This window comes from Saccharopolyspora rhizosphaerae (genome assembly GCF_003931915.1).
Taxonomy (GTDB): Bacteria; Actinomycetota; Actinomycetes; order Mycobacteriales; family Pseudonocardiaceae; genus Saccharopolyspora; species Saccharopolyspora rhizosphaerae.
The window spans coordinates 49,518-76,295 of sequence record NZ_RSAA01000015.1 but is presented as its reverse complement, the minus strand read 5'-3'; the positions used below and the strand labels follow the sequence as shown (position 1 = coordinate 76,295).

27 protein-coding genes are annotated in these 26,778 nt (G+C 69.8%); 14 read left to right on the top strand and 13 right to left on the bottom strand.

The annotated features are described in order from the left end of the window. The first annotated feature begins 9 nt into the window (after nt 1–9). Nucleotides 10–1,020 (top strand): peroxidase-related enzyme, encoded by a 1,011-nt coding sequence (locus EIL87_RS15215; protein ID WP_125091213.1) that lies wholly within the window; start codon nt 10–12, stop codon nt 1,018–1,020. Nucleotides 1,021–1,129: 109 nt separating this feature from the next. Next, nucleotides 1,130–1,873 (top strand): dienelactone hydrolase family protein, encoded by a 744-nt coding sequence (locus EIL87_RS15210; RefSeq protein ID WP_125091212.1) that lies wholly within the window; start codon nt 1,130–1,132, stop codon nt 1,871–1,873. On the opposite strand, the gene EIL87_RS15205 is transcribed toward EIL87_RS15210, so the two are convergent. Both EIL87_RS15205 and EIL87_RS15200 read right to left on the bottom strand, forming a co-directional pair. Beyond that, nucleotides 1,828–2,613, bottom strand: coding sequence for an isocitrate lyase/PEP mutase family protein (locus EIL87_RS15205; RefSeq protein ID WP_125091211.1), 786 nt, complete (start codon nt 2,611–2,613; stop codon nt 1,828–1,830). The two genes, EIL87_RS15210 and EIL87_RS15205, sit on opposite strands and share 46 nt — an antisense overlap. Before the next feature lie 38 nt (nt 2,614–2,651). Next, nucleotides 2,652–3,395 carry an SDR family NAD(P)-dependent oxidoreductase gene (locus tag EIL87_RS15200; protein ID WP_125091210.1) on the bottom strand — a complete coding sequence of 248 codons (744 nt, stop codon included), beginning with the start codon at nt 3,393–3,395 and terminating at the stop codon, nt 2,652–2,654. Between the two features lie 221 nt (nt 3,396–3,616). On the opposite strand from EIL87_RS15200, the gene EIL87_RS15195 reads away from it, so the two are divergent. Continuing rightward, nucleotides 3,617–4,426: an SAM-dependent methyltransferase gene (locus EIL87_RS15195; RefSeq protein ID WP_125091209.1), complete on the top strand. Its 810-nt coding sequence runs from the start codon at nt 3,617–3,619 to the stop codon at nt 4,424–4,426. A gap of 66 nt (nt 4,427–4,492) precedes the next feature. Here EIL87_RS15195 and EIL87_RS15190 read toward each other — a convergent pair whose 3' ends face one another. Genes EIL87_RS15190 through EIL87_RS15175 form a run of 4 tightly spaced genes read right to left on the bottom strand, consistent with a single transcriptional unit; the run spans nt 4,493 to nt 9,200 of the window. Then, a complete protein-coding gene (locus EIL87_RS15190; RefSeq protein WP_125091208.1) occupies nt 4,493–5,119 on the bottom strand; it encodes a GTP-binding protein in 627 nt (208 codons plus the stop codon). Further along, nucleotides 5,100–5,657, bottom strand: coding sequence for a DUF742 domain-containing protein (locus EIL87_RS15185; protein ID WP_125091207.1), 558 nt, complete (start codon nt 5,655–5,657; stop codon nt 5,100–5,102). Before EIL87_RS15185 ends, EIL87_RS15190 begins: the two co-directional genes overlap by 20 nt. A 7-nt stretch (nt 5,658–5,664) precedes the next feature. Further along, nucleotides 5,665–6,102: a roadblock/LC7 domain-containing protein gene (locus EIL87_RS15180; RefSeq protein ID WP_125091206.1), complete on the bottom strand. Its 438-nt coding sequence runs from the start codon at nt 6,100–6,102 to the stop codon at nt 5,665–5,667. 56 nt (nt 6,103–6,158) lie between these two features. After that, on the bottom strand, nt 6,159–9,200 hold the full coding sequence (locus EIL87_RS15175; RefSeq protein ID WP_125091205.1) for a sensor histidine kinase: 3,042 nt from the start codon (nt 9,198–9,200) through the stop codon (nt 6,159–6,161). A gap of 692 nt (nt 9,201–9,892) precedes the next feature. Between EIL87_RS15175 and EIL87_RS15170 the strand changes: the two genes are divergently transcribed. From EIL87_RS15170 to EIL87_RS15160, 3 genes are all read left to right on the top strand, one after another. Next, on the top strand, nt 9,893–10,306 hold the full coding sequence (locus EIL87_RS15170; RefSeq protein WP_125091204.1) for a DUF485 domain-containing protein: 414 nt from the start codon (nt 9,893–9,895) through the stop codon (nt 10,304–10,306). Further along, on the top strand, nt 10,306–11,898 hold the full coding sequence (locus tag EIL87_RS15165) for a solute symporter family protein (RefSeq protein WP_125091203.1): 1,593 nt from the start codon (nt 10,306–10,308) through the stop codon (nt 11,896–11,898). Before EIL87_RS15170 ends, EIL87_RS15165 begins: the two co-directional genes overlap by 1 nt. Before the next feature lie 295 nt (nt 11,899–12,193). Beyond that, nucleotides 12,194–12,556, top strand: coding sequence for a hypothetical protein (locus EIL87_RS15160; RefSeq protein ID WP_125091202.1), 363 nt, complete (start codon nt 12,194–12,196; stop codon nt 12,554–12,556). 13 nt (nt 12,557–12,569) lie between these two features. On the opposite strand, the gene EIL87_RS15155 is transcribed toward EIL87_RS15160, so the two are convergent. After that, entirely contained in the window at nt 12,570–14,222 is a 1,653-nt protein-coding gene (locus EIL87_RS15155; RefSeq protein WP_125091201.1) for an FAD-binding dehydrogenase, read from the bottom strand. 197 nt (nt 14,223–14,419) lie between these two features. Between EIL87_RS15155 and EIL87_RS15150 the strand changes: the two genes are divergently transcribed. Then, nucleotides 14,420–14,884 (top strand): peptidase inhibitor family I36 protein, encoded by a 465-nt coding sequence (locus EIL87_RS15150; protein WP_125091200.1) that lies wholly within the window; start codon nt 14,420–14,422, stop codon nt 14,882–14,884. Here EIL87_RS15150 and EIL87_RS15145 read toward each other — a convergent pair. Genes EIL87_RS15145 through EIL87_RS15130 form a run of 4 tightly spaced genes read right to left on the bottom strand, consistent with a single transcriptional unit; the run spans nt 14,878 to nt 19,052 of the window. After that, nucleotides 14,878–15,951, bottom strand: a complete 1,074-nt coding sequence (locus tag EIL87_RS15145) for a glycosyltransferase family 4 protein (RefSeq protein ID WP_125091199.1) — start codon at nt 15,949–15,951, stop codon at nt 14,878–14,880. The genes EIL87_RS15150 and EIL87_RS15145 overlap by 7 nt on opposite strands. Next, nucleotides 15,948–16,844 (bottom strand): alpha/beta fold hydrolase, encoded by an 897-nt coding sequence (locus tag EIL87_RS15140; protein WP_125091198.1) that lies wholly within the window; start codon nt 16,842–16,844, stop codon nt 15,948–15,950. Before EIL87_RS15140 ends, EIL87_RS15145 begins: the two co-directional genes overlap by 4 nt. A 1-nt stretch (nt 16,845) precedes the next feature. Beyond that, nucleotides 16,846–18,078, bottom strand: a complete 1,233-nt coding sequence (locus tag EIL87_RS15135; RefSeq protein WP_125091197.1) for a glycosyltransferase — start codon at nt 18,076–18,078, stop codon at nt 16,846–16,848. After that, nucleotides 18,075–19,052: a hypothetical protein gene (locus EIL87_RS15130; RefSeq protein WP_125091196.1), complete on the bottom strand. Its 978-nt coding sequence runs from the start codon at nt 19,050–19,052 to the stop codon at nt 18,075–18,077. Before EIL87_RS15130 ends, EIL87_RS15135 begins: the two co-directional genes overlap by 4 nt. A gap of 731 nt (nt 19,053–19,783) precedes the next feature. On the opposite strand from EIL87_RS15130, the gene EIL87_RS15125 reads away from it, so the two are divergent. Further along, entirely contained in the window at nt 19,784–20,836 is a 1,053-nt protein-coding gene (locus tag EIL87_RS15125) for a copper resistance D family protein (protein WP_233576268.1), read from the top strand. Between the two features lies 1 nt (nt 20,837). On the opposite strand, the gene EIL87_RS15120 is transcribed toward EIL87_RS15125, so the two are convergent. Beyond that, a complete protein-coding gene (locus EIL87_RS15120; protein WP_199740428.1) occupies nt 20,838–21,962 on the bottom strand; it encodes a hypothetical protein in 1,125 nt (374 codons plus the stop codon). 180 nt (nt 21,963–22,142) lie between these two features. After that, on the bottom strand, nt 22,143–22,934 hold the full coding sequence (locus EIL87_RS15115) for a GH25 family lysozyme (RefSeq protein ID WP_125091194.1): 792 nt from the start codon (nt 22,932–22,934) through the stop codon (nt 22,143–22,145). Nucleotides 22,935–23,287: 353 nt separating this feature from the next. Here EIL87_RS15115 and EIL87_RS15110 point away from each other — a divergent pair, with 353 nt between their 5' ends. From EIL87_RS15110 to EIL87_RS15085, 6 genes are all read left to right on the top strand, one after another. Further along, nucleotides 23,288–23,788, top strand: a complete 501-nt coding sequence (locus EIL87_RS15110) for a DUF4232 domain-containing protein (protein ID WP_233576267.1) — start codon at nt 23,288–23,290, stop codon at nt 23,786–23,788. A 201-nt stretch (nt 23,789–23,989) separates the two neighbouring features. Beyond that, nucleotides 23,990–24,805 carry an alpha/beta hydrolase gene (locus EIL87_RS15105; protein WP_125091192.1) on the top strand — a complete coding sequence of 272 codons (816 nt, stop codon included), beginning with the start codon at nt 23,990–23,992 and terminating at the stop codon, nt 24,803–24,805. 100 nt (nt 24,806–24,905) lie between these two features. Further along, nucleotides 24,906–25,244 carry a PRC-barrel domain-containing protein gene (locus EIL87_RS15100; RefSeq protein WP_125091191.1) on the top strand — a complete coding sequence of 113 codons (339 nt, stop codon included), beginning with the start codon at nt 24,906–24,908 and terminating at the stop codon, nt 25,242–25,244. Nucleotides 25,245–25,649: 405 nt separating this feature from the next. Continuing rightward, entirely contained in the window at nt 25,650–26,069 is a 420-nt protein-coding gene (locus tag EIL87_RS15095; RefSeq protein ID WP_125091190.1) for a hypothetical protein, read from the top strand. Nucleotides 26,070–26,229: 160 nt separating this feature from the next. Next, nucleotides 26,230–26,490, top strand: a complete 261-nt coding sequence (locus EIL87_RS15090) for a hypothetical protein (protein WP_125091189.1) — start codon at nt 26,230–26,232, stop codon at nt 26,488–26,490. A gap of 3 nt (nt 26,491–26,493) precedes the next feature. Continuing rightward, nucleotides 26,494–26,745 (top strand): hypothetical protein, encoded by a 252-nt coding sequence (locus EIL87_RS15085; RefSeq protein WP_125091188.1) that lies wholly within the window; start codon nt 26,494–26,496, stop codon nt 26,743–26,745. Nucleotides 26,746–26,778 lie beyond the last annotated feature (33 nt).

The window sequence follows — 26,778 nt, the reverse complement described above, 5'->3', positions numbered from 1 at the left end:
GGTCTGCGCATGACGACCGTCACCGATCGCGCAGCAGGAGCGCTCACCGTGCTTCGACCGGACGTCCGGGAAGCCGCCGGGAACGCCGACGCCGCAGTGCTCCGCCCCGACGACCAGTCCCAGCTGGACGCAGCCGACCGGACGCGGATCGCGCTGCGCGTCGCCTTGGTCAACGACGACTCCGACTACGCCGACCGGCTCGCGGCCGAGCTCGACGACGACGAGGTCGTGCGGGACGTCGACCGCTGGGCAGAGCTGCCGGAAGCCACCCAGGCGCTGCTGGCCCACTGCGAGCAGGTCGCGCTCGACCCCGCCGACGTGGGCGCCGAGGAGATCGCCGAACTGCTGCAGCACTTCAGCCCGGACCAGGTCGTCACCGCCACGCAGGTCGCCGCCTACGCGAGCTTCCGGGTGCGGCTCGAGGGCGGGCTGCGGCTGGCCGCCGACCCCGGAGACGGCCCTGCCTCCCAGCCGGGGATCACCATCGAGGCCGGTGCGGCCGCCGACGGGCACCGCCTGTCGACGCCCGGCGAGGCGTTCCCGTCGATGCGGTGGGTCTCGCGCGTCGTCCCGGGTGGCGAGTTCGTCGAGACGCTCAAGCTCGACGCCGGGGTGCTGTCCGCGCAGACGCTGCTGCGCGAGGCGATCATGACCGGCCGCGGTGCGCTGGACCGGGCCGATCGCGAACTGGCTGCGCTCGCCACGTCGCTGATCAACGGGTGTGGGTACTGCACCGCCGTGCACGGCAAGCGGCAGGTGGAGCTCTCCGGGGACCCGCTGACCGCCGTGGTGCTCGCCGAGGCAGGGCCGGCTGCCATCGCCGACGAGCGCTTGCGGGCCGTCGTCGACGTCGCCGGCGCGCTCACGGTCACGCCCGCCGCGCTCACCGCCGCCGACGTGCGGCGACTGCGCTCGGCGGGTCTCGACGCCGACGACGTGCACGACCTGGTGGCCGTGGCCTCGATGTTCGCCTGGGACAACCGGTTGATCATGACCTTGGGCAACGCCGTGCGCGCGTAGATCCACCTGCGGGCCGGCCTCACACGGGTGACAGTGGGTGTGACCTGCGGCGTGTCGCAGCGGACCCGTCCGGGTACTCGTGGCGTGCTGAGACCGAGGGAGGCCCCTGATGGTTCAACTCACGACCGAGCCAGTGACAGTCAAGACACCTGCCGGCCAGCTCGAAGGGGACCTCGTGATGCCACCGCCTGCTCGGGCGGTGGTTTTGTTCGCGCACGGTTCCGGCAGTTCGCGGCGCAGCCCGCGCAACCGGGCGGTCGCCGAGTCCCTGCAGCACGCGGGCTTCGGCACCTTCCTGCTGGACATGCTCACCCCGGACGAGGCGTCGATCGACCGGCGCACCTACGAGTACCGCTTCGACATCGACCTGCTGGCCGATCGACTCGTCCCCGCCATCGACGCGCTCGACTCGTGGGACGCCACGCGCGGCATGCCCGTCGGCCTGTTCGGCGCGAGCACTGGGGCCGCCGCGGCGATGAAGGCGGCCGCGCGGCGACCTGACCGGGTCACCGCCGTGGTGTCGCGGGGTGGGCGGCCCGATCTCGGCGGCGACGGGCTCGCCGAGGTGCAGGCCCCCACGCTGCTGATCGTCGGCGGGCACGACCGCGAGGTCCTCAACCTCAACCGCCAGGCCGCCGAGCTGCTCACCTCACTGCCGCTGGCCGACGTCAAGATCGAGATCGTGCCGCACGCCGGGCACCTGTTCGAGGAGCCCGGAGCGCTGGAGAAGGTCTCCGAGCTGGCCGAGCGGTGGTTCTGCCACTACCTCGGGGCCGGGCGCACCAAGCCGACCGGGCCCGACGGCGGTCACTTCAAGCCGCCGGAGCCCCGCCGCCGGCCACCGACGATGTAGTCCTGGACCGCCTGGTAGGTCGGGGCGTCCGCTGCGGTGGCACCGCCGGAGCGGATCTCGCGAGCGGTCGTGACGGCCGCGCTCAGCGCCGCCCGGTAGAGCAGCGAGCCGGTGCTGATGCGGTGGACGCCCGCGGCGGCCAGCTCCTCGATGCTCTGACCGGGCTTGTAGAGCACGTTGACCGGGACGTCGACGGCCTCGACCAGCGCTCGGACGTCCGTCTCCGCGCTGAGCCCGGGGACGAACACCCCGTCGGCTCCGGCCCCGGCGTAGCGGCGGGCTCGCTCGAGGGCTTCGGGGAGGCTCGGGTCGCTGCCGAGCCAGTGGGTGTCGGTGCGGGCGTTGACGAACAGCCCCGGTGCCCGGTCACGGATCTCGGTGATCCGCCGCGCGTGCAGCTGCGGGTCGCAGAGCTCGTCCTCGATGTTGATGCCCGCGACGCCCAGGTCGGCCAGTGCCGCGGCGAAGTCGCCGATCTCGGCCGGGCCGAGGCCGAACCCCGCCTCGACGTCGACGGTGATCGGGACCGGCAGGGCCACGATCTTCCGGGCCAGGTCGAACGTCTCCTGCTTGGTGCCGCCGGAGCCGTCCGGCACGCCGTGCACCGCGGCGACGCCGAGGCTCGTGGTCCCGATCGCCGCGAACCCCGCCTCCGCGAGCGCGGCAGCGGAGGTGTGGTCCCAAGCGTTGGGCAGCAACAACGGCGCACCCGCCGCGTGCAGCGCGTGGAAGTCCGACATGCCGGTACCGTAGGGCTCCACCCCGACACGCGCGGTCCTCAGCGGGGCATCCGCCGCCACAGGGGCTGGGGGACGTAGTGCATGGCGGCGAAGACCCAGCGGAGGATGCCCGGCACCCACACCACGCGGCGGCCTCGGTGCAGGGCCTTGTCGGTGGCGTCGGCGACCTGGTCCGGTGTTGACGACCACGGCGCGGGGTCCATGCCGGTGGTCATGCGGCCGATCACGAAGCCCGGCCGGACGATCAGCAGCGATACCCCGCTGCCGACCAGGGCGTCCGAGAGACCGTTGGCGAAGCCGTCGAGACCGGCCTTGGCCGAGCCGTAGACGTAGTTGGCGCGGCGGACCCGCACACCGGCGACCGAGGAGAACACCACGATCCGGCCGTGCCCCTGCTCGCGCAGCAGGGTGGCCAGGTGGGTCAGCACGTTGACGTGCGCGACGTAGTCGATGTGCACGACGTCGACCGCGTGCGCGGCGTCGGCTTCGGCTCGCGCCTGGTCACCGAGGATGCCGAAGGAGATCACCGCGGTGCCGATGGGCCCGTGCTCGCGGACGATGCCGCGCAGCAGCTCCTCGTGGCCGTCCAGCTCGGCGGCGTCGAAGTCGACCCGCACGACCTCCTCAGCGCCCGCTTCGCGCAGCGCCGCTTCCTCGCCGTCGAGGTCGTGCGCGCGCCGCGCCGCCAGGATCACCTTGCCGTTGCCGCGCCGCACCAAGCGGTCCGCGACCGCCACGCCGATCTCGCTCCGGCCGCCCAAGATCAGTACCGCTCCGCTCATCGGGAGCAGTCTGCCACTCCTCCGGCGCACCACCGGCCGCAGGGACCCGTGAGCTTGCCCGGCAACGGTTTCCGACTTCCGCGCACCGTTCCGCGAGGACGTCGCGCTCAGTCGCGCACATCACCACCCACTGCACCGGTACGGCTGTTCACCCAACGCGGCCACGGGCATACTGTTGGTACGAAGATCAGGTTCCACGACGCGACCGAGCGGATTCACCCATGGCCCAGCCCCCGCAGATCGACACGACGAAGCCCAGCATCGCGCGCGTCTACGACGCGTTCGTCGGCGGCAAGGACAACTTCGAGGTCGACCGCGAGGTGCTCAGGCAGATCCAGCACCTGGTGCCCGAGGCGATCCAGGTCGGCAGGCAGTGCCGCGCCTGGTTGATCCGCGTCGTGCGCTTCATGGCCGGCAACGCCGGTGTCGACCAGTTCCTCGACCTGGGCTCGGGCCTGCCGACGGCCGAGAACACCCACCAGGCGGCGCAGCGGATCAACAGCGAGGCGACGGTCATCTACGTCGACAACGACCCGTCGGTCGCCGCGCACGGGCGTGCGCTGCTGGAGGAGAACGACTACACCCACTTCGCGGTCGCCGACCTGCGCGATCCCGAGCAGGTGCTCAACCAGGTACCGGTGCGCAAGTACCTGGACCTGGACCGCCCGGTGGGGCTGATCCACAGCAACACGCTGCACCACGTCACCAACGGGGAGAACCCCGCGGCGATCGTGCGCGCCTACCTCGACGCACTGGCCCCCGGCTCGTACCTGGCGATCTCGCACCTGCACAACCCGGGCGACGGCAGCGAGCACGCGAAGCTCGCCGCGGAGTCGCAAGAGCGGTTCAACGCGATGATGGGCAGCTGCTACTACCGCAACCGCGAGGAGATCCAGGCCCTGTTCGACGGCCTGGAGATGGTCGAACCCGGCCTGGTCCACCTCTTCGACTGGTGGCCGGACGGTCCGCGCCTGACCGAGCCCTCGGGCGGCGAGTACAACCTGCTCGGCGGCGTGGCCCGCAAACCCTGACGTTCCAGGGCGTTTCCGCGAGGTGGTGTCAGTCTCGGGCCGAGGCTGACACCCGTACCCGCGAAGTCACATCGCCTGGCGCTGAGTCCAGTGCTTCATGGCGTGCTCGACCAGCGCGATCAGCGTGCGCTTGGTGGATTCCCGGTCCCGCGCGTCCACCGGACCGATCGGCACGTCCGGGCCGACCGCCATCGCTTCCCGCACCTGCTCGAGCGAGTGCAGCATCTCGCCGTCGAACATGTTCACGCCCACCAGGTACGGCAGGCCGCGGTCCTCGAAGAAGTCGATCGCCGAGAACGAGTCCGCCAGCCGGCGGGTGTCGACCAGCACGACCGCGCCGATGGCGCCCTTGACGAGGTCGTCCCACATGAACCAGAACCGCTGCTGCCCGGGCGTGCCGAACAGGTAGAGGATCAGGTCCGACGCCAGCGAGATGCGACCGAAGTCCATCGCCACGGTCGTGGTGGTCTTGTTCGGAGTGGCGTCGAGGTTGTCGACGCCCTGGGACGCCTCCGTCATGACCGCCTCGGTGGTCAGCGGGACGATTTCCGAGACCGAACCGACGAACGTCGTTTTGCCCACACCGAACCCGCCCGCGACGACGATCTTCGCCGACGTCGAGCTGGTGCCACCCCGGTTGGCAGCCTCCGGCACGGTGCCGGGCTGGGGTGCGCTATAGCCGACGGAGTCCACTCAAAACCCTTTCCATCAACAGCATGTGTGGTGCGCTACCGCTTTCGCTGACCGTGTTGTGCACGGTGATCAACCCGAGTTCGGCCATGTCGGCCAGCAGCACGCGTGCGACCCCGATCGGCACCGACAGCAGAGCACCCACCTCGGCCACCGAACGCGGTTGCTGGCACAGCTCGGCGATCGACTGGTGCTCCAGCCGGACCGGTGCGCCGGGTCGGTAGTTCTCGCCGACCGAAACCAGGGTTTCGATGGCCAGTTCGTGGTTCGACTTCGTCCGGCCGCCGGTCCAGGTGTAGGACCGGATGCTGGACGCCACCGGAACCTCGGACGCGGCCTCGGCCGGGTCCTGGGACACCGTCCTGGCGCGCTGGTCCAGCTCGCGGTCCTGCGGCGGCGCTTCCGGCTCCGACCGCTCCTCGCGCTTGTCGCGCTTGGGCTTGGCGCCGAACGTGAACGCGTTGACGACGTCGGCGAAGCTGTCGTCGCCGGAGTTCTGTCGTCTTCGATCCCGTCGTGGGTAATCCGAGCGTCTGCTCATCGCGTCCTCACACCAGTTGGCCCGACACGGCGTTGGCGCTGTTCTGCAACTGCGTGCGGATCTCCGGGGTGAGCATCTGGCCGACGCGCTCGACGAGCATCGTCATCTCGTACGCGACCAGACCCATGTCGCACTGCGGAGCAGCGAGCACGGTCAGGCAGGAACCATCGCTGATGCCCATCTGCAGCAAGGTGCCCCGGTCCATCTCCACGATCGTCTGCACGACCCGGCCGGCCTCGAAGCACTTCGCGGAACCCTGCGTGAGGCTCAGCAGTCCGGAGGCCACAGCCGCGAGCTGGTCGGCGCGGTCCCTGGGCAGCGTCGCCGACGCGGTCAGGACCAGGCCATCGGCCGAGACCACGATCGCGTGCGCAACGCCCTGCACACGTTCGGTGAAGTCCGTGATCAGCCAGCCGAACCTGCGGGAAATAGTCTGTGCGCTCATGCAACCTCCTGTTCGTTGCCGAGATGATCACGCGTCTTCTCGAGTGTGTACACCACTCAGCCCTCGTCGGTCATCCGGTGCCGGCCTCGGCTGACGCCACCCTGGAAGTCGGACAGCCTGCTGCGCAACGCGTTCGGATCGCGCGGGAGGCGCCGCGGCTGACTCGGTTGCTGAGACTGGCTGGACACGCTCCCCGGCACCAGGTTGGCCTTCGGCTTGCGGCGCGGAAGACCGGCACTGGTGAAGGAGGTCTCCTGCGGGTTCGCCGCGGCTTCGGCGGCCTCACGGGCCTTGTCCGCGGCGAAGTCCCAGGCCTCGGCCTCCGGAGTCTGCGGGATCCACGGCTTGGGCTCGGGCAGCTCGGGCTCCTGCTCCGACGGGTCCGGCGGCCACGGCTTGTGGGCCGTTTCCGGGTCGGTCCGCCCGAACTGGACGCCGTTGTGCGCGAGCTGCTTGCTGATGTCTTCCGGACTGCGGCCCTTCGGGGCCTCTTCGGCGGACTCGGACGCTGCCATGTTCCGCGGCTTGCGCTGCGGAAGACCCGAGGGGGTCAGCTGCGGCTCGTCGTCGCCCTCCTCCGACGCGCTCGAGGTGAACAGCGCGGAGTCGCCGTCCTTGGTCTCCGGCCAGCGGAACTCGCCGGTCTCCGAGATCGGGTCGGAGGAGGCGGGCATGAACCACTGCCCGGCGAGGTCGTTGCCGACCGGCTCGGGAGCCGGCTCCTCGGCTTCCTCACCGTGGTCCTGCGACGAGTCGAAGAAGCTGCCGGCCGAGGACTCCCCGCCTCCCGCGGGCGTGAAGAAGTCGTTGGCCTGACCACCGCCTGCCGGCTCGAAGAAGCTCGACGCCTCGAAACCGGAGCTCTCGGCCTGCTCGTTCGGGAAGAGCGGCTCGAACAGGCTGGTCGGCTCGTCGGAGTTGTCGTACTGCTCGTAGTCCTGCGCGCCGTGGTCCTGCACCCCGAAGCCCTGGGCTCCGAAGCTCTGGGCGCCGAAGTCCTGGGCGAAGGACGGTTCGTGGGTCTGCCAGCCGCTGTCGTCCGGCCGGTGCTGGTCCGGCACCCGTTGCGGCAGCGGCGAGCCGGCCCCCGGGAACGTGCCCGACTGCATGCCGGGCAGCGAGTGCCCGTTGACCTGCCCGGGCTGGGCGGACGGCGGCGGCACCTGCGACGGACCGTGCTCGGAGGAGACGACGTGCTCGGCGGGCACCAGCACGGTGGCGCGCACCCCTTCGACGTCGGGTCCGCCGTGCAGCTCGACGCTGATGCCGTGCCGCGCGGCCAACCGGCCGGCCACGAACAAGCCCATCCGGCGCGAGGTCGAGATGTCGTCCTCGGCGACGCGGGCCAGCCGCTCGTTGGCCTCGGCCAGGTCCTCGTCGCCCATGCCGATGCCGTTGTCCAGCACGTCGATGACGACCGTGCCGTCCCCGGACTGGTAGCTCGAGACCGTCACGACGGTGTCCGGCGCGGAGAAGTTCGCGCCGTTGTCCATCAGCTCGGCGGTCAGTCGCACCAGGTCGCTGGCGGTGTTGCCGCGCAGCTTCACCGACGGGGTCGGCTGCACCGCGATCCGCGGGTACTGCTCGATCTCCGAGACCGCCGAGCGCAGCACGTCGGCGAGCTCGGTGGGCTGGGTGAAACGCCGAGCCAGGTCACTGCCGGAGAGGACCATGAGGTTCTCGTTGTTCCGGCGCATCCGGGTCGCGAGGTTGTCCAGCTGGAACAACCGGGACAGCTGGTCGGGATCTTCCTCGTCCTGCTCCAGCTCCTCGAACAGGCGCAGCTGGCGCTCCAGCAGCGCCTGGCTGCGGCGGGAGACGCTGACGAAGGCGTCGCTGTAGCCGCGGCGCAGGTCGGCCTGCTCGACCGCCAGGCGCAGCGCCTGCCGGTTGACCTCGTCGAAGGCCCGCGCCACCTGGCCGACCTCTTCGGTGGTGGAGACCGGCAGCGGTGGCACCTCGGCTTCAGAGCCCTTGCCCTTGCGGACGGCGGTCACCGCCTCCGGCAGGTCGTACTCGGCCGCGTCCAGCGCGCCGATCCGCAGCTCGCGCAGCGAACTGAGCAGCTGGCGGGTGATCATGATGATCACGCCGGCCGCGGCGATCAGCGAGGCCATCAGCATCACCGAGTCCCACCCGGCGCTGTCGCTGGCGTCGTCGGCCAGCTCCTGCGCGATGGTGCGGACCTCGGTGGCCAGCTCGTCACGACCGGCCTCGATGGTGGACGCGGAGCCGTCGCTGGTGGTGTTCCAGGCCTCGCGGTTCACGGAGTAGCTACCGCTGGACTTGTTGTCCGTGCTCTCCATGATGACCGAGGCGAGCAACTGGTTGCGCTGCACGATCGCCGGCAACTGGAGTTGTTGCTGAAGGCGCTGCTGCCAGTGCTTGGCCACACCGGCGCTGGCGTCGTTGATCTTCGAGAGGAGTCGGGCTCGCGAACCGGACAGCGCCTCGAGCGCGTCCGCCTCCAGCGAGCCGTCGCTGAGGCCGGAGAGGACCAGCGACTGCTGCAGCCGGACCTCTTCGGACAGCCCGAGCAGGTCGGTGAGCGCAGCCGAGGTGCTGGAGATCCGCGGGTCGGCGACGCTGGTGGTCAGCGCGCGGTCCAGGGCGAGCGCGGCGCGCACGGCCTGGCTGTAGGCGCCGATGGCCTGCATCGGGGCCACCCGGTCGGCCTGCACACCGGCCCGGACCGCACCCAGCGCGTCCAGCGCCTTGCGGGTCTCGGTGTAGCGCTCCTGGACGACGTCGGTGTGGATGTCGCTGTCGGCGACAACGCTGCGGAGGTTCTCGGCGGCCTTGTCGGTGGCAGCGACCTGCTCGGTGAAGCGGCCGGCCTCACCATCGCCGACCAGGCTCTCCACGGCGCGGTTGCGCTCCAGCTGCAGTCCGCTGGTCAGCGGTTCCAGCTGCTTCTCGGCGTCGAGCACCTGGGCAACACGGCGGTACTCGTCGGCCTGCTCGACCTGCCACTGGATCTGGCCAACACCGAGCGTGATCGCGAAGATGACGGGCACCAGGACGACGGCGGCCAGCTTCGTGGGCAGCGACCAGTTGCGCCACTGCAGCAAGCCGGCGAACCGCCGGTCCCCGCTCACGGGCGCACCCCTCGGGCGTCTCCGCGCTGGTCAAGCAGGCGTGTCGAACTATGCGTAGGCGAACGGCGCATGCGTGCGGTCCCGCAATCGTCGTGCTGGTGGTCAGGGGTGGGAGGCGGGTGTGCGGGGCGGGTCTGACGCCGGGGGACCAACGCGGGACTCCACGACTTCGAGTTCTTGTCGACACTCAGCGTTACCGATGGCTTGCCCGGCCGGCACATTCCGGACACTGGTATCGAACCGTGACCCTTCCCGTTCGCACGACTACCTCTCAGTGCCCAAGCACTATATGCCCTGCCCGCGACGAAAGCACCGGGGGCTTTTTCGCAATGCGCTACGCCAATCAGGCGAGATCACGCCGAGTGTCCGATCAGTTCGGGAGCGCTCCGCGCAATTTCACCCGTTCGGAGCAAAAGGAGGCCTGGTATCTCGCGCGCGAGAGGATGTAACACCAGGTCAGCGGCTTTCGATCTTGCATGCGCGGGCGCGTGACCTGATCTTACCCACCAGTAACCGAGCGTTGCCCTCCTGACGGGACCCCTCGACTCCACGCCTGCTCAGACGGGTGAAATGGAGGCCCCGAGGTGGTGCGCCCCACAGTGTCGACACAGGTAGAACAGTGGTAAGAATTGCCCGCCTCCGCCAGCTCGGCGGCCCCGGCCGGCACACCCCCTGAAGTCCAGGAAGGATGCATGAGCAACGCAACGCAATCCGCGCTGCGCGGTTCCCCCCGCGAGCCCGGAAATCAACGCGCGGCGTTCGGCGGAATCGAGAAGAGCGCGGTTCGCTCAACCGACGACCGGCCCGATTTCACCGCTATCCAGCAGAGCGCCGAATTCCGCAGCCTCCGCCGTCGCCTCAACTGGTTCGTATTTCCGGCCACGGCGTTTTTCCTGATCTGGTACGTGGGCTACGTGGTGGCCGCGGCGTACTTCCCGAAGGCCATGGCGGAGCCGGTCTTCGGCGAGGTCAACGTCGGGTTGCTGCTGGGCGTCGGGCAATTCGTCACCACCGTGGGACTGACGACCCTCTACGTCCGGTTCGCACGTCGCCACGTCGACCCGCGCGTCGACGACATCCGTGAGCAGGCCGGAGATCTCGACTGATGAACCTCGCCAATTCCATCCCCGAGGACAGCATCATCACCAACGTCAGCGTCTTCGCTGCGTTCGTGCTGATCACGTTGTTCATCGTCTACCGCGTGAGCAACCGCGGAACCGCCAGCGACTACTTCGTCGCGGGCAGCGCCTTCAGCGGCGTGCAGAACGGCGTGGCGCTGTCCGGTGACTACTTGTCGGCCGCCTCGTTCCTCGGCATCGCCGGCGCGATCGCCATCTACGGCTACGACGGCTTCCTCTACAGCATCGGCTTCTTGGTGGCCTGGCTGATCAACCTGCTGCTGCTGGCCGAACGCACGCGCAACACCGGCCGCTTCACCATGGGCGACGTGCTCAGCTTCCGGATGAAGCAGCGTCCGGTGCGGGCCGCCGCAGCGACGTCCACCCTGGCCATCACCATCATGTACATGATCGCCCAGATCGCCGGTGCCGGTGGTCTGGTGGCGCTGCTGCTCGACGTGCACGGTCACTTCGGACAGATGCTCGTGATGGCCGGCGTCGGCGCGGTCATGATGGTCTACGTGCTGGTCGGCGGCATGAAGGGCACCACCTGGGTGCAGATCATCAAGGCCGCCCTGCTCGTGCTGAGCGCCGTGCTGATCACGATCTTCCTGCTGGGCAAGTTCAGCTACAGCATGTCCGACCTGCTGACCGCCGCCTCCGACAACAACCCCAAGGGCCGCGCGATCTTCGCTCCCGGTGCCCAGTACGGCGAGTCCGACATCACCAAGTTGGACTTCCTGTCGCTGTCCCTGGCGCTGGTGCTGGGTGTGGGCGGTCTGCCGCACGTCCTGATGCGCTTCTACACCGTGCCCAACGCCCGCGAGGCGCGGCGCTCGGTGGTGTGGGCGACCTGGACGATGGCGACCTTCTACATCTGCACGCTGATCATCGGCTACGGCGCGAGCGCCCTGGTGGGCACCGACGCGATCCTGGCCGCCCCGGGTGCGGAGAACTCCGCGGCACCGCTGCTGGCCTACGAGATCGGCGGCACGGTCCTGCTGGGCATCGTCTCGGCGGTCGCGTTCGCCACCATCCTCGCGGTGGTCGCAGGACTGACGCTGACCGCATCGGCCTCCTTCGCGCACGACATCTACGCGAGCGTGGTGCGCGACGGTGACGTCGACTCCGAACGCGTGGTGTGGGTCGCCCGCATGACGGCGCTGGTCATCGGTGCCGCGTCGATCATCGGCGGCATCCTGGTGATCGGCCAGAACGTGGCGTTCCTGGTGGGTCTGGCGTTCGCCTTCGCCGCATCGGCCAACCTCTCGACGCTGCTGTACACGCTGTTCTGGAAGAGGTTCAACACCACCGGCACGCTGTGGGGCATCTACAGCGGTCTGATCTCCTGCTTGGTGCTGGTGATCTTCTCCCCGGTCGTGTCGGGATCGTCGGACTCGATCATCCCGAGCGTGGACTTCGCGCTCTTCCCGCTGAAGAACCCGGGCATCGTCTCGATCCCGATCTCGTTCTTGTTCGCCGCCATCGGCACGTTCATCGGCAAGCCCGAGGGGGACGTCGAACGCCAGGCCGAGATGGAGGTCCGTTCCCTCACCGGGATCGGTTCTCGCACCCGCTGAGGCACGCAGAACGCCGATTCGAAGGGCGCCGTGGGACCGGTCGTTCCCACGGCGCCCTTCGTCGTTGCGGACCGGGTCGATGTTGCCCGGCCGCTCACTCACGCGAGTGCTTTCCTGAACTCGCCGAACGCTGTGCGTCACCGCGTGTCGTGCGTGGCCCGCACGAATTCGCCTTACCCGATCGGACACTGCTGGAGCCGGGTTCTGGTCAATAGACTGGGAGCCGACCCGACCAGCAGAACTCATCGCCGAAAATCCGGTCGAGAACCGCCTGGCGGGCCACATGGGGGTTGTGATGCGCAATCTTCGGAATGCCGTTTTAGGCATGGCGCTGGCCGCGATCGTCCCCATCTCGGGGCTCGGAACCCAACTCGTGACCATCGCCTTGGAAATCAGGAACGCGCTGGTCCAGGCCGCTCACGCGGCCCCTGAGCAGGACACCGGCGACTTCCTCGCCTTCGGTACCCGGATCCGCACCGAACCCCGCACCAGCTCGTCGGTGCGCGGTATCGGAAATCCCGGCGACAGAGCGACGATCCACCGCCGGGTCGAAGGGGAAAGCATCGACTGCGGTGACGGTCGAACATCTTCGCAATGGGTCGACATCACCGATGAGCGCAGCCGCGTGAGCGGTTTCGTGAGCGGCTGCTTCATCTAGTTCCCGTTCGTTCTCAGCCCACCGCCGCTGCTGCGGCCCTTCCGGCCTGCCGTCCGGAGAACAGGCAGCCACCCAGGAAGGTGCCTTCGAGGGCGCGGTACCCGTGCACGCCGCCGCCGCCGAAGCCGGCGACCTCTCCGGCCGCGTACAGCCCGTCCAGCGGCTCGACACCGTCCTTGAGCACCCGTCCGTCCAGGTCGGTCTCCAGGCCGCCGAGGGTCTTGCGGGTCAACAGGTTGAGCTTCACCGCGACGAGCGGCCCGGCCGCCGGGTCGAGCAGCCGGTGCGGCTCGGCCACCCGGATCAGCCGGTCGACCACGTAGCGGCGTGCCGCCCGGATCGCGTTGACCTGCAGGTCCTTGCCGAGTCCGGAGGCCACCTGGCGGTCCCGCTCGACGATGGTGCGCTCCAGCTGAGCGGCGTCGATGTGGCCGTCGCCCAGCTCGTTCATCCCCGCGGCCAGGGCGGCGACGTCGTTGCGGACGACGAAGTCCTCACCACGCCGCACGAACTCCATGACCGGGCCGGGGGTGGCTCCGCCGCCTCGTTGCAGCAGCTGGCGGATGCTGCGGCCGGTCAGGTCGGGGTTCTGCTCGGAACCCGACAGCGCGAACTCGCGGCTGATGATCTTCCGGTTGAGCACGAACCACGTGTGGTCGTGGCCGGTGCTCGTGATGTGCTCCAGCGTTCCCAGGGTGTCGAAGCCCGGGAACAGCGGTGCCGGCAGCCGGTTGCCCTTCGCGTCCAGCCACAGCGAGCTCGGACCCGGCAATATGCGGATGCCGTGCTTGGTCCACACCGGCGCGTAGTTGCGGATTCCCTCGGTGTAGTGCCACATCCGGTCCGGGTTGATGATCCGGCCACCGGTCTTGGCCACCACCTCGAGCATCCGCCCGTCGACGTGGTCGGGCACGCCGGCGATCATGTTCTTCGGCGGTTTGCCCAAGCGTTTCGGCCAGTTCTTGCGCACCATCGGCAGGTTCCCGCCGATGCCGCCGGAGGTGACGACGACCGCCTGCGAGCTGAGCTCGAAGTTCCCCTTGGACTTGCGCGGTGTGGGCTGGCCGCGTTCGGCGTCGCTGGGGACGAGCACCTTGCCGCGCACGCCGGTGACCGCGCCTCCGGTGGTCACGAGTTCGGTGACGCGGTGCCGGAACCGCAGCTCGACGAGGCCCTTGGCCTCGGCCGCGCGCACCCGCCGGAGGAACGGCTCAAGCACCCCGGGCCCGGTGCCCCAGGTGATGTGGAAGCGCGGCACGGAGTTGCCGTGGCCGCGGGCGAGGTGGCCACCGCGTTCGGCCCACTGCACGAGCGGGAAGAACTTCACGCCCTGCGCGGTCAGCCAGGCGCGCTTCTCGCCGGCGGCGAAGTCGACGTAGGCCTCGGCCCACCGGCGCGGCCAGTGGTCCTCCTCGCGGTCGAAGGCGGCGGTGCCCATCCAGTCCTGGAGGGCGAGCTCGTGCGAGTCGCGCACGCCGAGCCTGCGCTGCTCCGGGGAGTCGACCAGGAACAACCCGCCGAACGACCAGTGCGCCTGACCACCCAGCGAGGTTTCGGGCTCCTGGTCGAGCAGTACCACCCGACGGCCGGCATCGGCCAGTTCCGCGGTGGCGACCAGGCCTGCCAGGCCCGCTCCCACCACGATCACATCAGCGTCCAGCGCCATCGCCGACCTCCGCTATTACCGACGGGTAGTGGTGGACTTTATACCTCAATCGTGGTGCATCCGGCAGGGTCGGCGAGTCGATCTGATGTGGGCCCGGAATGGGTTCCCACGCCTGGAAAACCACCCATAGGTGGTGTATCTGATCATTCCGCTGGAATCGGGTGCACCGTGCCGCCACTCTTGCTGCAGCGCGGCGGATGACGCCGCACCGCACCGAATTCCCCTCCCGCGAAAGGACTTCCGCCATGTCCAGCCACGCCCTGATCCGGACACCGCACGGCCACTCCCCCACCCGCCGGCCGCTCGCGCTCGGTCTGGTGCTCTCGGCGGCGCTAGCGCTGACCGCCCTCCTCGTCGGCCCTCCCGCGGACGCCGACGCACCCGAAAACCGTTGCCCTGAAGGCATGTTCTGCGTCTGGCCGGAGGCCGGTTTCGGTGGGCAGCCACGCGAGCTGGCGCTGCGCACCACCGGCATCGAGAACTGCGTCACCCTCGAAACCGGTGGGGAGGTCAAGTCCTTCGCGAACAGCACGGGTCGCCCGGTGACGGTCTACCAGGACCCGCAGTGCGATGAGCAGGCCGAATTCGCCACGCACCCAACAGGTTCGCAGACCCCGCAGGCAGGCTACGTCGCGCGAGCCATCAAGGTCTGGTCTCACTGAGCCATTCTGCGCACCAGGTCCAGGAGCCGTTCTGCGGAGTTCTGCCAGGTGAACTTCGCCGCCTGGTTCCGGGCCGCCGCGACCAGGTCTGCGCGGACCGCGTCGTCCTCCCACGCTCGCACGGCGTCGGCGAAGCCCTTCGCGCTCCCCGACTCGAAGAACTTCGCGTGCCCGCCGGTGACCTCGTGGAAGATCTCGAGATCACTGCAGACCACCGGCGTCCCCGCGTTCATCGCCTCGATGACCGGCAACCCGAAACCCTCATCCCGCGACGCCGTGACCAGAGCACTCGCCCGATCCAGCAGCCGCTGGTAGTCCTCTTCCCCGATCCCCCGCCAGAACACCACGTCCGCACCCGGCGGCACCTGACGGACCAGCTCGGCCTCGCGCTGCGGTGCGATCCGGCTGACCAGGTGCAGTCGGTAACCAGGGAGGTGAGCCATGCCCGCCAGCAGCGTTTCGACGTCCTTGTACGGCATGAACGAGCCCATGTACACCAACTCGCGCGGGCCGCCCGCCGGGGATTCCGGCGGAGTGCGGACGGCCTGCGGTTGAGGTGCGTTGTGCACGACCGCGACCGGCCTGCGGGTCAGCCGGTGCTGCTCGATCAGCCTCCGGGTGGTGTCGCTGACGGTCACCACGGCATCTGCCCGGTTGAGCATGACGCGTTGCGGCCAGAAGGCCTTGTGGTAGAGCCGCCAGGCGATCTTCACCGGGAGCGGCAGGAACCCGGGCGGCTCCGGGTGCCGGTAGTAGATGAGGTCGTGCAGCGTGAGCACCAGCCGGTACCGGCGCCGGAACCCGCCGATGATTTGCAGCGGGCTGAACACCACGTCGGCGCCGAGCCGGTTCAGGGTGCGCGACACCCACAGCTCGCGCACCGAGAACGGGCTGTTGATCAGCACGTGCGGGACCCCGTCCGGCAGCAGGTCCAGCTGCCGCTCGTCGTGGATCAACATCGTCACCGGGTGGAGGTGGTGCAGCGCTTCGACGAGGCTCGCCCCGTAGCGGCTGATGCCGTCGTGCTGGTCGGTGCGCGTCCAGCGGGCGTCGACCACGAGCTTCATCGCTGCTCCGGCAAGGTGCCTCGCTCGCGGCCCAGGAACCGCGTGATCTCGGCCGCGGCGGCGTCGGGTGTTTCGTAGTGCACCAGGTGGCCGACGTCGGGGATCACCACGAGTTCGGCGTCGGGCAACCGCGCGGCGAGCTCGCGCTGCCCCGGCAGCGGGGCGATCTCGTCCTGCTGCCCGGCCACCAGCAGCACCGGCATCCGCAGCTGGTCGGCGTAGTCGGTCACGGTGTGGGTCACCGACGCCTGGAACGACTGGTTGACCACCGCGGGCGAGTGGAACCGGCTGAAGTGCTGCAGGTGGTTGTCGTCGATGAACCCGCGCAGCTGTTTGTCCCGGGTCCGGGTCATCGCACGGCTGGCCGCCAGCACCACCCACTTGTTGGTTAGCAGGGAACGACCCGCGCGGGAGGGCAACCGCTCTCCCAGCGAGTAGTAGGCGGCGGTCAACCCCGCCAAGGCGGCGTGCGGGCCGCGCATCGCGGACTGGGCGATCGGGTTGATCAGCACCAACCGGCGGACCAGCGACGGGCACGTCGCCGCCACGCAGGAGGCCACGATCGAACCGAAGGAGTGCCCGATCAGCACGATCGGCTGCTCGGCGCCACCGAGCACGTCGATCAGCTCGCGCATCGCCCGGGCGTAGCCGACGACGTCGTGGGTGACCGTCATCGGCCCGGAGTCCCCGAAGCCGGGCAGGTCCGGTATGACGACGCGCCGGCCGTCCAGGCCGGCCGCGATCAGTTCCAGGCCGTGGTGCGTGCCGCGCAACCCGTGTACGACCAGCACGGGCTCGGAGGAGGTGAGTTCCTCGCGGTAGACCCAGTAGTGCAGGTCCGAGCCGTTGATCCGAGCTACACGCTCCGTTGGGTGCAGATCAGGTGCTCTCATGTCAGCTCGCCAGTTCGGTGCTGATCTCGTCGAGCTCCACGGCGCTGTCCGGGTCGATCACGTGGTGGTACAGCGACTCGAACCGTCCCAGCACCTCGGCGATGTCGTGCTGGGAGACCAGTCGCTGGCTGGCCTGGCCCATCCGGTCGATGGTGGCGCGGTCGTCGAGCACGTCGTCCATCGCGGCCGCGAGGGCGTGCACGTCGCGCGGCGGGTACAACCAGCCGTTCTCGCCCGGACGACACAGGTGCGGCAGGGCCATCGCGTTGGCCAGCACGACCGGCGTGCTCGCCGACATGGCCTCCATGGTGGCCAGGCTCTGCAGCTCGGCGATGCTGGGCATGCAGAACAGGTCGGCGCGGGCGTAGGCCTCGAGCAGCTCGTCGTCGCTGAGGAAGCCGTGGAAGTGCACCCGGTCAGCGATGCCGAGGTCGGCGGCGAGCTGCTCGAACGCCTCGCGGCGGGCACCGTTGCCGACGATCTCCAGGCGGGTCGGAGCCTGGGTGCGCAGCAGCGACATGGCCCGCAGCAGGTCGTCGATGTGCTTCTCCTCGTCGAGCCTGCCGACGAACAGCACGGTCCTGGTCTCCGGGGCCGGGTCCTGCTCGCGGTAGCGCTCAGCGGGGCGCCGGTAGCGGTCGACGTCGATGCCGCAGGACACCGGCAGCGCGGTGCGGTCGAAGCCGTTGTCCTGCAGCAGCTGCACGGCGCGCGGCGTGGGCGCGGTGACCATCTGCGCCTTGCGGTAGTGCTTGACCAGGTTGTGCCACAGCAGGCGCCCGGCGGCGTCCTGCAGGAACGGGGGGACCTTGAAGTAGCCGAAGATGTTCTCCGGCATGAAGTGGTTGGTGGCCACCAGCCCGATGCCCCGCTTGCGGGCGGAGTCGAGCAGGCCGCGGCAGATGAAGAAGTGCGACTGCACGTGCACGATGTCGGGCTGGATCTCCTCCACGATCGCGTCCGCCTGCCGCGCCTCCCACGGCATCAGGCCGCGGATCGACGGGTGGAACGGCGACCCGAGGGACCCGACGCGGTGCACCAGCACGCCGTCCTCGACCTCGGTGCGCGGTTCGCGGGTGTCGGAGTGGCACACCACGTGCACCTCGTGCCCGCGTGCGGACAAGCCCGTGGCCAGCCGGTGCCCGAAGTTGGCGGCCCCGTTGACGTGCGGCGGGTAGGTGGTCGCGCCGACCACGATCCGCAGCGGACGTCTGCGCGACGGTTGCGAAGTCAAGAGGAACTCCCGTGAGGACGAGGGGACGTGCGGTGTCCGGCAGTACCGGCGGGAACTTCGGTCGTGGGCGTGTCGGGCCCAGGCAGGGCCTCCTCCAGCGTCTCCGACGTGCGGCGTTCGGTCGTGTCCGGGTGGTGGCGTGCCAAGGCGAACACCCCGGCGCAGGCCACGAGCGCGCACAGCACCTCGGCCGTGGCGACCCACCCGCTGACGTGGTCGGCCTCGCCGAGCAGGCCGACGCCCAGGCCGACGGCGACCAGCGGGTCGATCACGGTCAGGCAGGCCATGACCAGGTCGGGCGGGCCGCTGGCGTACCCGTGCTGGAGCAACCAGCCACCCACGACCATCGCCACGGCGATGCCCAGGACGGACAGGAGGTTGATCGAGAGCAGGTCCCACGTGCCGACCTGCTGTGCGACGGCGCGAGCCATCAACGAGACGTACCCGTAGGCCACGGCGCACCCGGCGGCGAAGAGCACGCAGCGCACCTTCGAGCGGGTCGCGGCGGCCACGACGCCGAGCACCACCACGGCCAGCGCCACGATCTGGGAGGCCGTGAACTGGTCGTCGTCGCCGACCGGCGTGGGTGTGGCACTGCCGGCTGCCAGCAGCACGAACACCGCCAGACCACCGGTGGCCGCCAGCACCGCCAGCACCATGCTGGGCTTGACGTCGCGGCGGGTGTAGCCCTGTTCGCGCAGGTTCAGCAGCACGGTGATGGGCAGGGCGAGCACACCGACCGGCTGCACGACGCTCAGCGGGGCCAGGCCCAGCGCGCACACGTGCAGCACCGCTCCGGCGCCGAGTGCGGCGAGCCCGGCCAGCCAGCGGGGGCTGCGCACCAACTGGGCCTGGTTGCGCAGGCCCAGCCCGCCACCGTCCATCGTGGCGCGCACGGCAGCGTGCTGCAGACGAGCCCCGAAGGCGTAGCCGCAGGCGCCCAGCGCCGCCAGCACGACCGCAAGTGGGATCATCGCGCATCACGCCCTAGCGCGCGTTGCATGACTCTCTGTCCGTCCACACCGCTCAATCTCGCGTCTCGCGAGCCCGGCACACATCCGGGGCCGGACCCCCAATTTCCCTGAGGCGGTTCGGCCTCGCACCTCAGCGACCACCACCGGCAGCGACTCGCGGTCGTGCCGCGTGCCGGGCGCCTGGCTGCGAAGACCGCCCCCAGCGGCAACCAGGGGGTTCCCCGGGTTGATCCGGGTGAACCCCGGGTGATCCCGCAGACCCGGCGACCGGGTGTCACAGCAAAGCACGAATTGTTCACCGCGAGCCCAACTTCTCACGAAATTCGCGGGAACCGATCCGGTGAACAGTCCGCGACGCCGGAGCGAATCGAGCACATGCGCACCGCAGTTCGCGCGCGCACGAGCTTCCTCCGCCGGAATCACGCCGCCGACTCTAGAACAACACGGCTGAGGACATTGTCAGCAACACATCCCACAACCGGGCCCGCGACACCACCGCCGCGCGAGCGCCAATTGCCGCGTATCGGAATCGGCGCACCCGAAAGGGCTTTCGAGCAGGGGAATCATCGAGAATGAAGATCAACATTCTGGCGGCGGAAAGCGTGATCTGAACGACATGGGGAGAACATCACCCCGAGCTCGCCCTCCGCCCTCGAGAACTTCCGCATCACAGGACGTGAGTTGGTGCGGCTCCTGCGTGACGAACACGTTCGAGTGAGATCATGCGGAACGTGGCTGTTCACGAAGCGCTTCCAGGGAACGAAGAGACCGGGCAGAACCGCCCGCGCACCGCGAAGGCGCTGGTCGTCGTGGCCCCGCTGGGAGCCGCGCTGCTGACCGCGCTCGCCGCCACGGCCTACACCGACGTCGGCACCATCCCGGGCCTGCCCGAGCTGCCCCCGCTGGTGCGCTTCGGCACCCCGGTCGCCCGAGCGCTGCTCGACCTGGCCGCGCTGGCCACCGTGGGGCTGTCGATGCTGCCCAAGCTGGTCGGTTTCGACCAGCCCACGCGCACCGAGCCGCTGCTGGCCAAGGCCCGCATGGTCACCGTGGCCACCGCGCTGGTGTGGATGCTCAGCGCGCTGCTGTCGCTGGTCCTGCAGGCCATGGAGACCAGCCCGGGGGTGGCCGCGACCACCGGCCTGCTGGTCGACTACGTCAACAACGTGCCCGCCGGCCCCGGCCTGCTGGCCAGCGCGGGCGCCGGTCTGCTCTGCGCGGTGATCGGGCTGCTGGCGGTGCGCTTCGGCGAGTCCGTGCCCACCGAGCTGCGCACCATCGTCGCGCTGCTCGGTCTGCTGCCGATGCCGCTGACCGGGCACGCCACCGACTGGCAGTACCACGACTTCAGCATGATCTCGATGGAGCTGCACGTGGTCGGGGCAGGCATGTGGGCAGGCGGCCTGGCCGCGGTCGCGCTGTTCGTGGCACCGCGACGCGGCCTGCTCGCCGAGACCATGCCGCGCTTCTCCAAGCTCGCCGGGCTCGCCCTGCTCATCGTCGGCGTCTCGGGGCTGTTCAACGGCCTGATGGAGCTGGTCCTCACGCCGAACGTGGGCCTGATCGGCCTGGTGACCACCCAGTACGGCCAGATCATCCTCGGCAAGTCCACGTGCCTGGCGCTGCTCGGGGTGATCGGGGCTCAGATGCGGTTCCGGCTCCTACCGCGCATCGCGCGGCAGGAGCGGACCGCACTGCTGAGCTGGGTGGCTCTCGAGATCGCGGTGATGGGCGTCGCCTACGGCCTCGGCGTCGTCCTCTCCCGCGCTCCCGTCATCGTCTGACTCAGCCCCGCACGCGCCACTCGCGGACGCCCGCGAGGTGCTGCTCGATGCGGTGCACCCCGCCGGTGCGGAGGTGGTCGAACAGCCACCACGCGCCGGCGAGCAGCACCACCACGAAGAGCGCGGAGACGTAGTCCGAGGGCGGCGCGGCGATGTGGACGTCCTGCATCCACAGCGCCGCGTAGGCGGCGGCGGTCACCGCCACCGCGCCCACCAGCGGCCGCAGCCGCGTGACCAGCTGGCAGGACAGGTCGATGGCCAGCGCGCCGGCCAGCAGGAAGAACGGCACCGCGGAGATCGGGAAGCCGGCAGCAGCCAGCAGGGCCCACACCGCGCAGCGGAAGGCCAGGTACCCGGCGGCGATGCTGGTGGCCGTCCAGCGACGCCCGACCAGGATCCGCGCGAGCAGCAGCGTGCCCAGCCCGGTCAGCACCGCCCAGGTCGGGTACAGCCACTCCGGCGTCGGCAGCGTGAAGTTCTCCACCGCGATGTGGTCCAGCGGCCGCTGGAGCTGGTCGGCGGCGAACTGCAGCAGTTCGTCATCGGCGTAGGGCTCCCCGCGCTCCCAGGCCGCCAGCCCGAGCACGCCGTACTCCTGGTGCTGGTTGAGGAACAGGAAGTTGTCCAGCACGGTGAACCACAGGAAGCACACGACGGGGTAGAAGTACCGGTCGCCGCGCCCCTGGCGGTTCCAGCCCAGCAGCAGCCCGACGCTCATCATCCCGGTGCCCAGGTACAGCAGCGCGTGCGACGGGCTCCACGCGGTGATGTCCAGGCCGTTGACCCGGTGGTTGATCACGTCGAGCGGCGCGGCGATCAGGAAGATGCCGAGCCCCCACTGCATCCAGCGCAACGTGGTCTTGTCGGCGCCGATGCCGGTGTAGGTGTGGAAGACCACCAGTCCGATCACCATCACCGTGCCGACGGAGTTCAGCAGGTGGGGCGGCGCCAAGTCGTCCCGCAACCAGCGGAAGTGCCAGCAGATGTCCCACGTGGCGCCGAGGATCTTGAGCACCATCGCGACGACCCACCAGCGGTACAGGGCCACGACGAGTTCCGCTGGCGCGTCCCGGCCGGGCTCACCGCGGGTCCAGTGCGCCCGGACCAGCGCAGCGACGTCCGCCATCGCGTTCACCTCCACATCGGATGATGTCCGCGAAAAACCGTAACGCGTGTTGATCGCGGGAGGACCGACAACCGGAAATCGGTCGCAAACCTTTTCCGAAAGGAGATGGGATCTCGGGAAGAACCGAGGTCCGGCACCGGTTTTCACAACTCGGCGCCGGACCGATTCCTGAGAAGGATCTCAGCGGGGAATCGTGAGGACCTGTCCGACGTAGATCAGGTCGGGATCCGCGATTCCGTTGACCCGCGCGATCTCCCGCCAGTCGACACCGAGCCTCGCGCCGATTTCCGACAGCGTGTCTCCCGGCTGCACCACGTAGGTCTCCTGCGGCGGCGCCGGAGGCGGCGGGGGCGGCGCACCCGCCCCGGTGAGCACCTCCAGCGGCACCAGGGAGACGTTGAGGTCGGTGTTCCCGGCGATGCCGGGGACCTGCCCGTCCGAGGCGTGCTGGTGGAGGACGACGCGATCGGTCATGTACCCCGGCTCACCGGGGTTGCGCCCGTAGTGCGCGACCCACAGGGACACGCCCGGGTCCACCCAGGTGTCCGTGGCGAGCTTGTCCTGGAACCAGGAGCTCGAGGCGTAGACGACGACCTCGTGGCGGCCGGTGTGGCCGCGGATGGCGTCGATGAAGCCCTTCACCCAGGCACCCAGGTTCGGCGCGTCGGTTTCGATGTCCAGGCACGGCGGCAGGTTGCCCGGACCTGCGGAGCCCGTCCGCGCCAGTTGCGCGGCGAAGTCGGCGGCGTCCTGCTGCGGAGCGTTGGTGTCCGGCCGGGCGAAGTGGTAGAGCCCAGTGACCATGCCGGCCCCGCGCGCCCCGTTGAGCTGGGCGTCGAGGGTGGGACTCACGTAGCCGATGCCCTCGGTCGCTTTGACGTAGGTGAAGGCGTACCCGGCGCCGCGGACCGCTCCCCAGTCCGGCTCCCCTTGGTACCGCGCGACGTCGATGCCGGGAATGCGTTCGGCCATGATCTACCCCCTGAGCTTCTGGCCTCTGCTGCTGCACAAAGTATCGAAGTCGGAGAAATCGACAGCTCCGCCGATCGGGTTAAGATCACGGCCTCAGCAGCTCCGGGTGAAAGCCCCACGCAACGCGATGGGCAGGCCTTTCCCGTCACCTGTTCCGGCGAGCCCGTGATCCCAGTCGCGAGTTTTCTTCACGCGATGCAGAGTGGGTGCTCCCCCGCGGAGGGACCGTTCCTCCGAACGCGGCAACCCTGTCCGCGGGTGTCTTCCCCAGAGCAGAGCAATGACCGGACCAACCCGCTGGAGCGGCGGGAACGGGGGTGGTGGCCGTGTACCGGCGCATCGGAGCACGGATCGTGCAGACGTCCGCAGGCTTGCTGGCCGCTGGAGCGCTGGCGGGCTCGGCCCTGCCCGCCCAGGGGCAGGACGCACCGGAGCCGCGTTATCCGCGCTGCCAGTCCGCGCAGCTCACCGGCAGCATGTCGCCGGTCCAGGCGGGCGCGGGCCAGCGCTACGCGGACCTGACGCTGACGAACTCCGGCGACGCGCGCTGCACGCTCCAGGGCTACGGCGGGATGGAGCTGGTGGACGCCGCCGGAAACCCGCTGCCGACCACCGTCACCCGGGCCCCCGATCCGGGTCCGACGCTGCTCGACCTCGACCCGGGCGAGTCGGCCGCCGCGACGCTGCACTGGAGCACCGTCCCGCACGGGGACGAAGGCGACCCCTGCCAGCCGGTCGCCGCGGGCCTGCGGGTCATCCCCCCGGACGAGACCGAGCCGCTGCCCGTCGAGTGGACCGGCGACACCGTCTGCGGCGAGGGGTCCCTCGACGGAACCGCCTACCACCAGGGATGAGCACGGTGTCATGACGCGGTCCAGGTCGTCCGCCGCCTCCGAACGAGGCGCCCGGTCGATGTGCGATCGACCACATCTCAGCGGTCGCGCCCGAGGTCCGAGCGCTTCGCGGCGCCTGAGCGGTGCGGAGCCTTGCCGAACGCAACCTCGATCACACCGTAGGTGGTGGCCGGAAGAGCACGGGTGTGCTGGGGTGGCGACATGATCGAGCCAACGGACCGCGAGGTCGCCGGGAGGCTGGGGACCCTCGTCGTGCGCGAGTGGTCGGCCGACGACCCGGCGTGGATCGCGCTGATCGCGCACGGGTACGGCGAGCACTCCGGGCGCTACCAGTGGGTCGCGGAGCAGCTGGTGGACACCGGCGCGCTGGTCTGGGCGCCGGACCACATCGGTCACGGTCGCTCGCCGGGCGACCGCGTCTACTACGACGACGCCGAGGTCCTGGTCTCCGACCTCGAAGCGCTGCGCACCGAGGTCACCGCGCAGCACCCGGACCTGCCGGTGGTGCTGATCGGGCACTCGATGGGCGGGATGCTCGCCGCCCGCTACGCGCAGCTCCACCAGGAGCACCTGGCCGCCCTGGTGCTGTCCGGTCCGGTGCTGGGCACCTGGCACGCGCTGGACCTGCTGGAGCACGACGAGATCCCGGACACCCCGATCGACCCGGCGACGCTGTCCCGCGACCCCGAGGTCGGTGCGGCGTACCTGGCCGACGACCTGGTCTGGCACGGCCCCTTCAAGCGCGCCACGCTGCGCGCGATCGACGACTGCCTGCTGGCGATCAACGAAGGGCCGACGCTGGAGATCCCGACCCTGTGGGTCCACGGTGAGGACGACGAGCTGGTGCCCGAGGCCGACACGCGCACCGGCATCGACCGCATCCGCGGGCAGGACTTCCACGAGCACATCTACCCCTGCGCCCGGCACGAGTTGTTCAACGAGACCAACAAGACCGAGGTCATGACGGACGTGCGCAGCTTCGTCGAACGAGTGCTGAGAACTGAGAAGCGTAACTAATACTGACGATCATTACTCAATAGAGTGAGGCGTGTCGCTTGCGCGGTTGCACCCCTGGGCTCTCGCGGGCAGCTTGAAGCCCTGAGAGCGGGGGGCTGCCATGAACGTCGCGCGAGCGCAAGACTTGATCGGAACACCGGTGTACGACAGCTCGGGCAACCGCGTGGGCCGGGTCGGCAACGTCTACGTCGACGACCACACCGACCAACCGGAGTGGGTCACGGTCCGCATCGGGCTGCTGGGGTGGCGGGAGACCTTCGTCCCGCTCGACGGCGCGACCACGGCGGAGAACCGGCTGGAGCTCCCGGTGTCGCGCGACCAGGTCCGCAACGCCCCGCGCGTGGAAGCCGAAGGCGGCCGCCTCACCGACGCCGAGGGGCGCGACCTCTACGCCTACTACGGGCTCGTCGACCCCGACGAGAGCGACCTCAACGCCTGAAAACCGCCTCGCAGCAGCGTGCTCCACGGCGGTTCGGCCGTGCTGCGGTAACGCCTCGGACCGTTCGCCTGCCCGCCGTCGACGAGTTCGCTCGGCGGCTCTCGCGTTCCGCGATCGGGCGTGCCGTCAGCCTGCGCAGGGGCCTCAGCACCGCTCGCCCCTCGGTTCGGCGGTGACCCGAGGCGCAGCACGGGCCAGCCCACTCCCACCGCGCGGTGGGTCCGAGCGCCCGACCGCGGAATGCCCGCAGCGGCAGGCGGACTCACCGGCGCACCCGCACCGCGATCACACCAGCAGCGTTCACCCGGTCCTGCGACTGCTGCGAGCCGTGGATCACCACGGCGTTCCCGGCGTCCCGCGATCAGGCGTTCGAAGTCCTGCGGGCATGCGGAAGAATCTCGCGCGATGGACGGACACAGCGAGCTCGAACTGCTCATCACGGTCGTTGTCGGCGCCCAGGACGAGGCCTCCACCCGCGCGGCATGCGCTGACCTGCTCAGACGCGTCGGCGGCGAGGTCGTCTCCGTCGCCGACTGCTCCGACGAGGAGCCGGGTTGCTGGTCGCTGACGATGAGCCGCGGCACCGGCGAGAGCGGCTGGCACGTGGCCTCCCTCTCCCGAGTAGTGCGGAACTTCCTGCGCGAGCTGGGGCCGGGGCACGCCCGCTACCGCGTCGCTTGCGCACCGCCGACGGCGTGGGCGGTGGTGGACGACCCCGAGCTCATCGGTGAGCTCGTGCCGGCGGGAGAACGGCTCCTCGTCGAGGCCTGGTCGGAGGAGGCCGAACGCGCGCCACTCCACCAAGAATCCACAGTAGACGACTAAGTCCAACAGGGTTGGCAGCTAAGACCGAACAGTGATCAACAAGGGTGGGGTGCCCGCGCGCGGATCTCGCCGGGGCACTACGTTGTGCACCGTCACACCTTGTGAACCGTGACAGGTAGTCGTTCGTGCACCGCCCTTGCTCGGAGAGGACCACACCCGGATGGCAGGCGTCGAAGAGGTTCGCGCAGGCATTTCGATGGCCAACCAGAAGATGCAGGAAGGCGTCGCCGCCCTCCAGCAAACGGCCCTGGTCCTCGAGGAAGCGCAATCGGCGCTGTCGGGCGCCATCGAAGGCACCGCGCAGGACGACGTGCAGCACGCCTACGGCATGCTCGCCGAGGTCCTGCAGACGTTGACCGGCGCGCAGGGCACGCTGTCGGCGACGATCTCGTCCACCGAGAGCTACGCCGGACGGCTGTAGGTCGTGTCCTCGCTCGACGAGCTCTTCCAGGCCCTGCAGGGCATCGAGAGCCGACTCGAAGAGGCCGGAGCGCACCTGGGGACCTGCCAGGGCAAGCTCGACGAAGCGCGGCAGGCGCTCGTCCGGCTCGACCCGGAACACCCGGAGACCGTCCTCCCGCCGGGACTGCCCCGGACGCACGACCAGGTGGAGCGCGCACAACGCCTGGTCGACCTGGTGCGGAGCACGCTCCGCGACTTCGGCACCCGCCTGTAGCGCGACGCGAACACCGCCCGGCTGCGCGGAGTT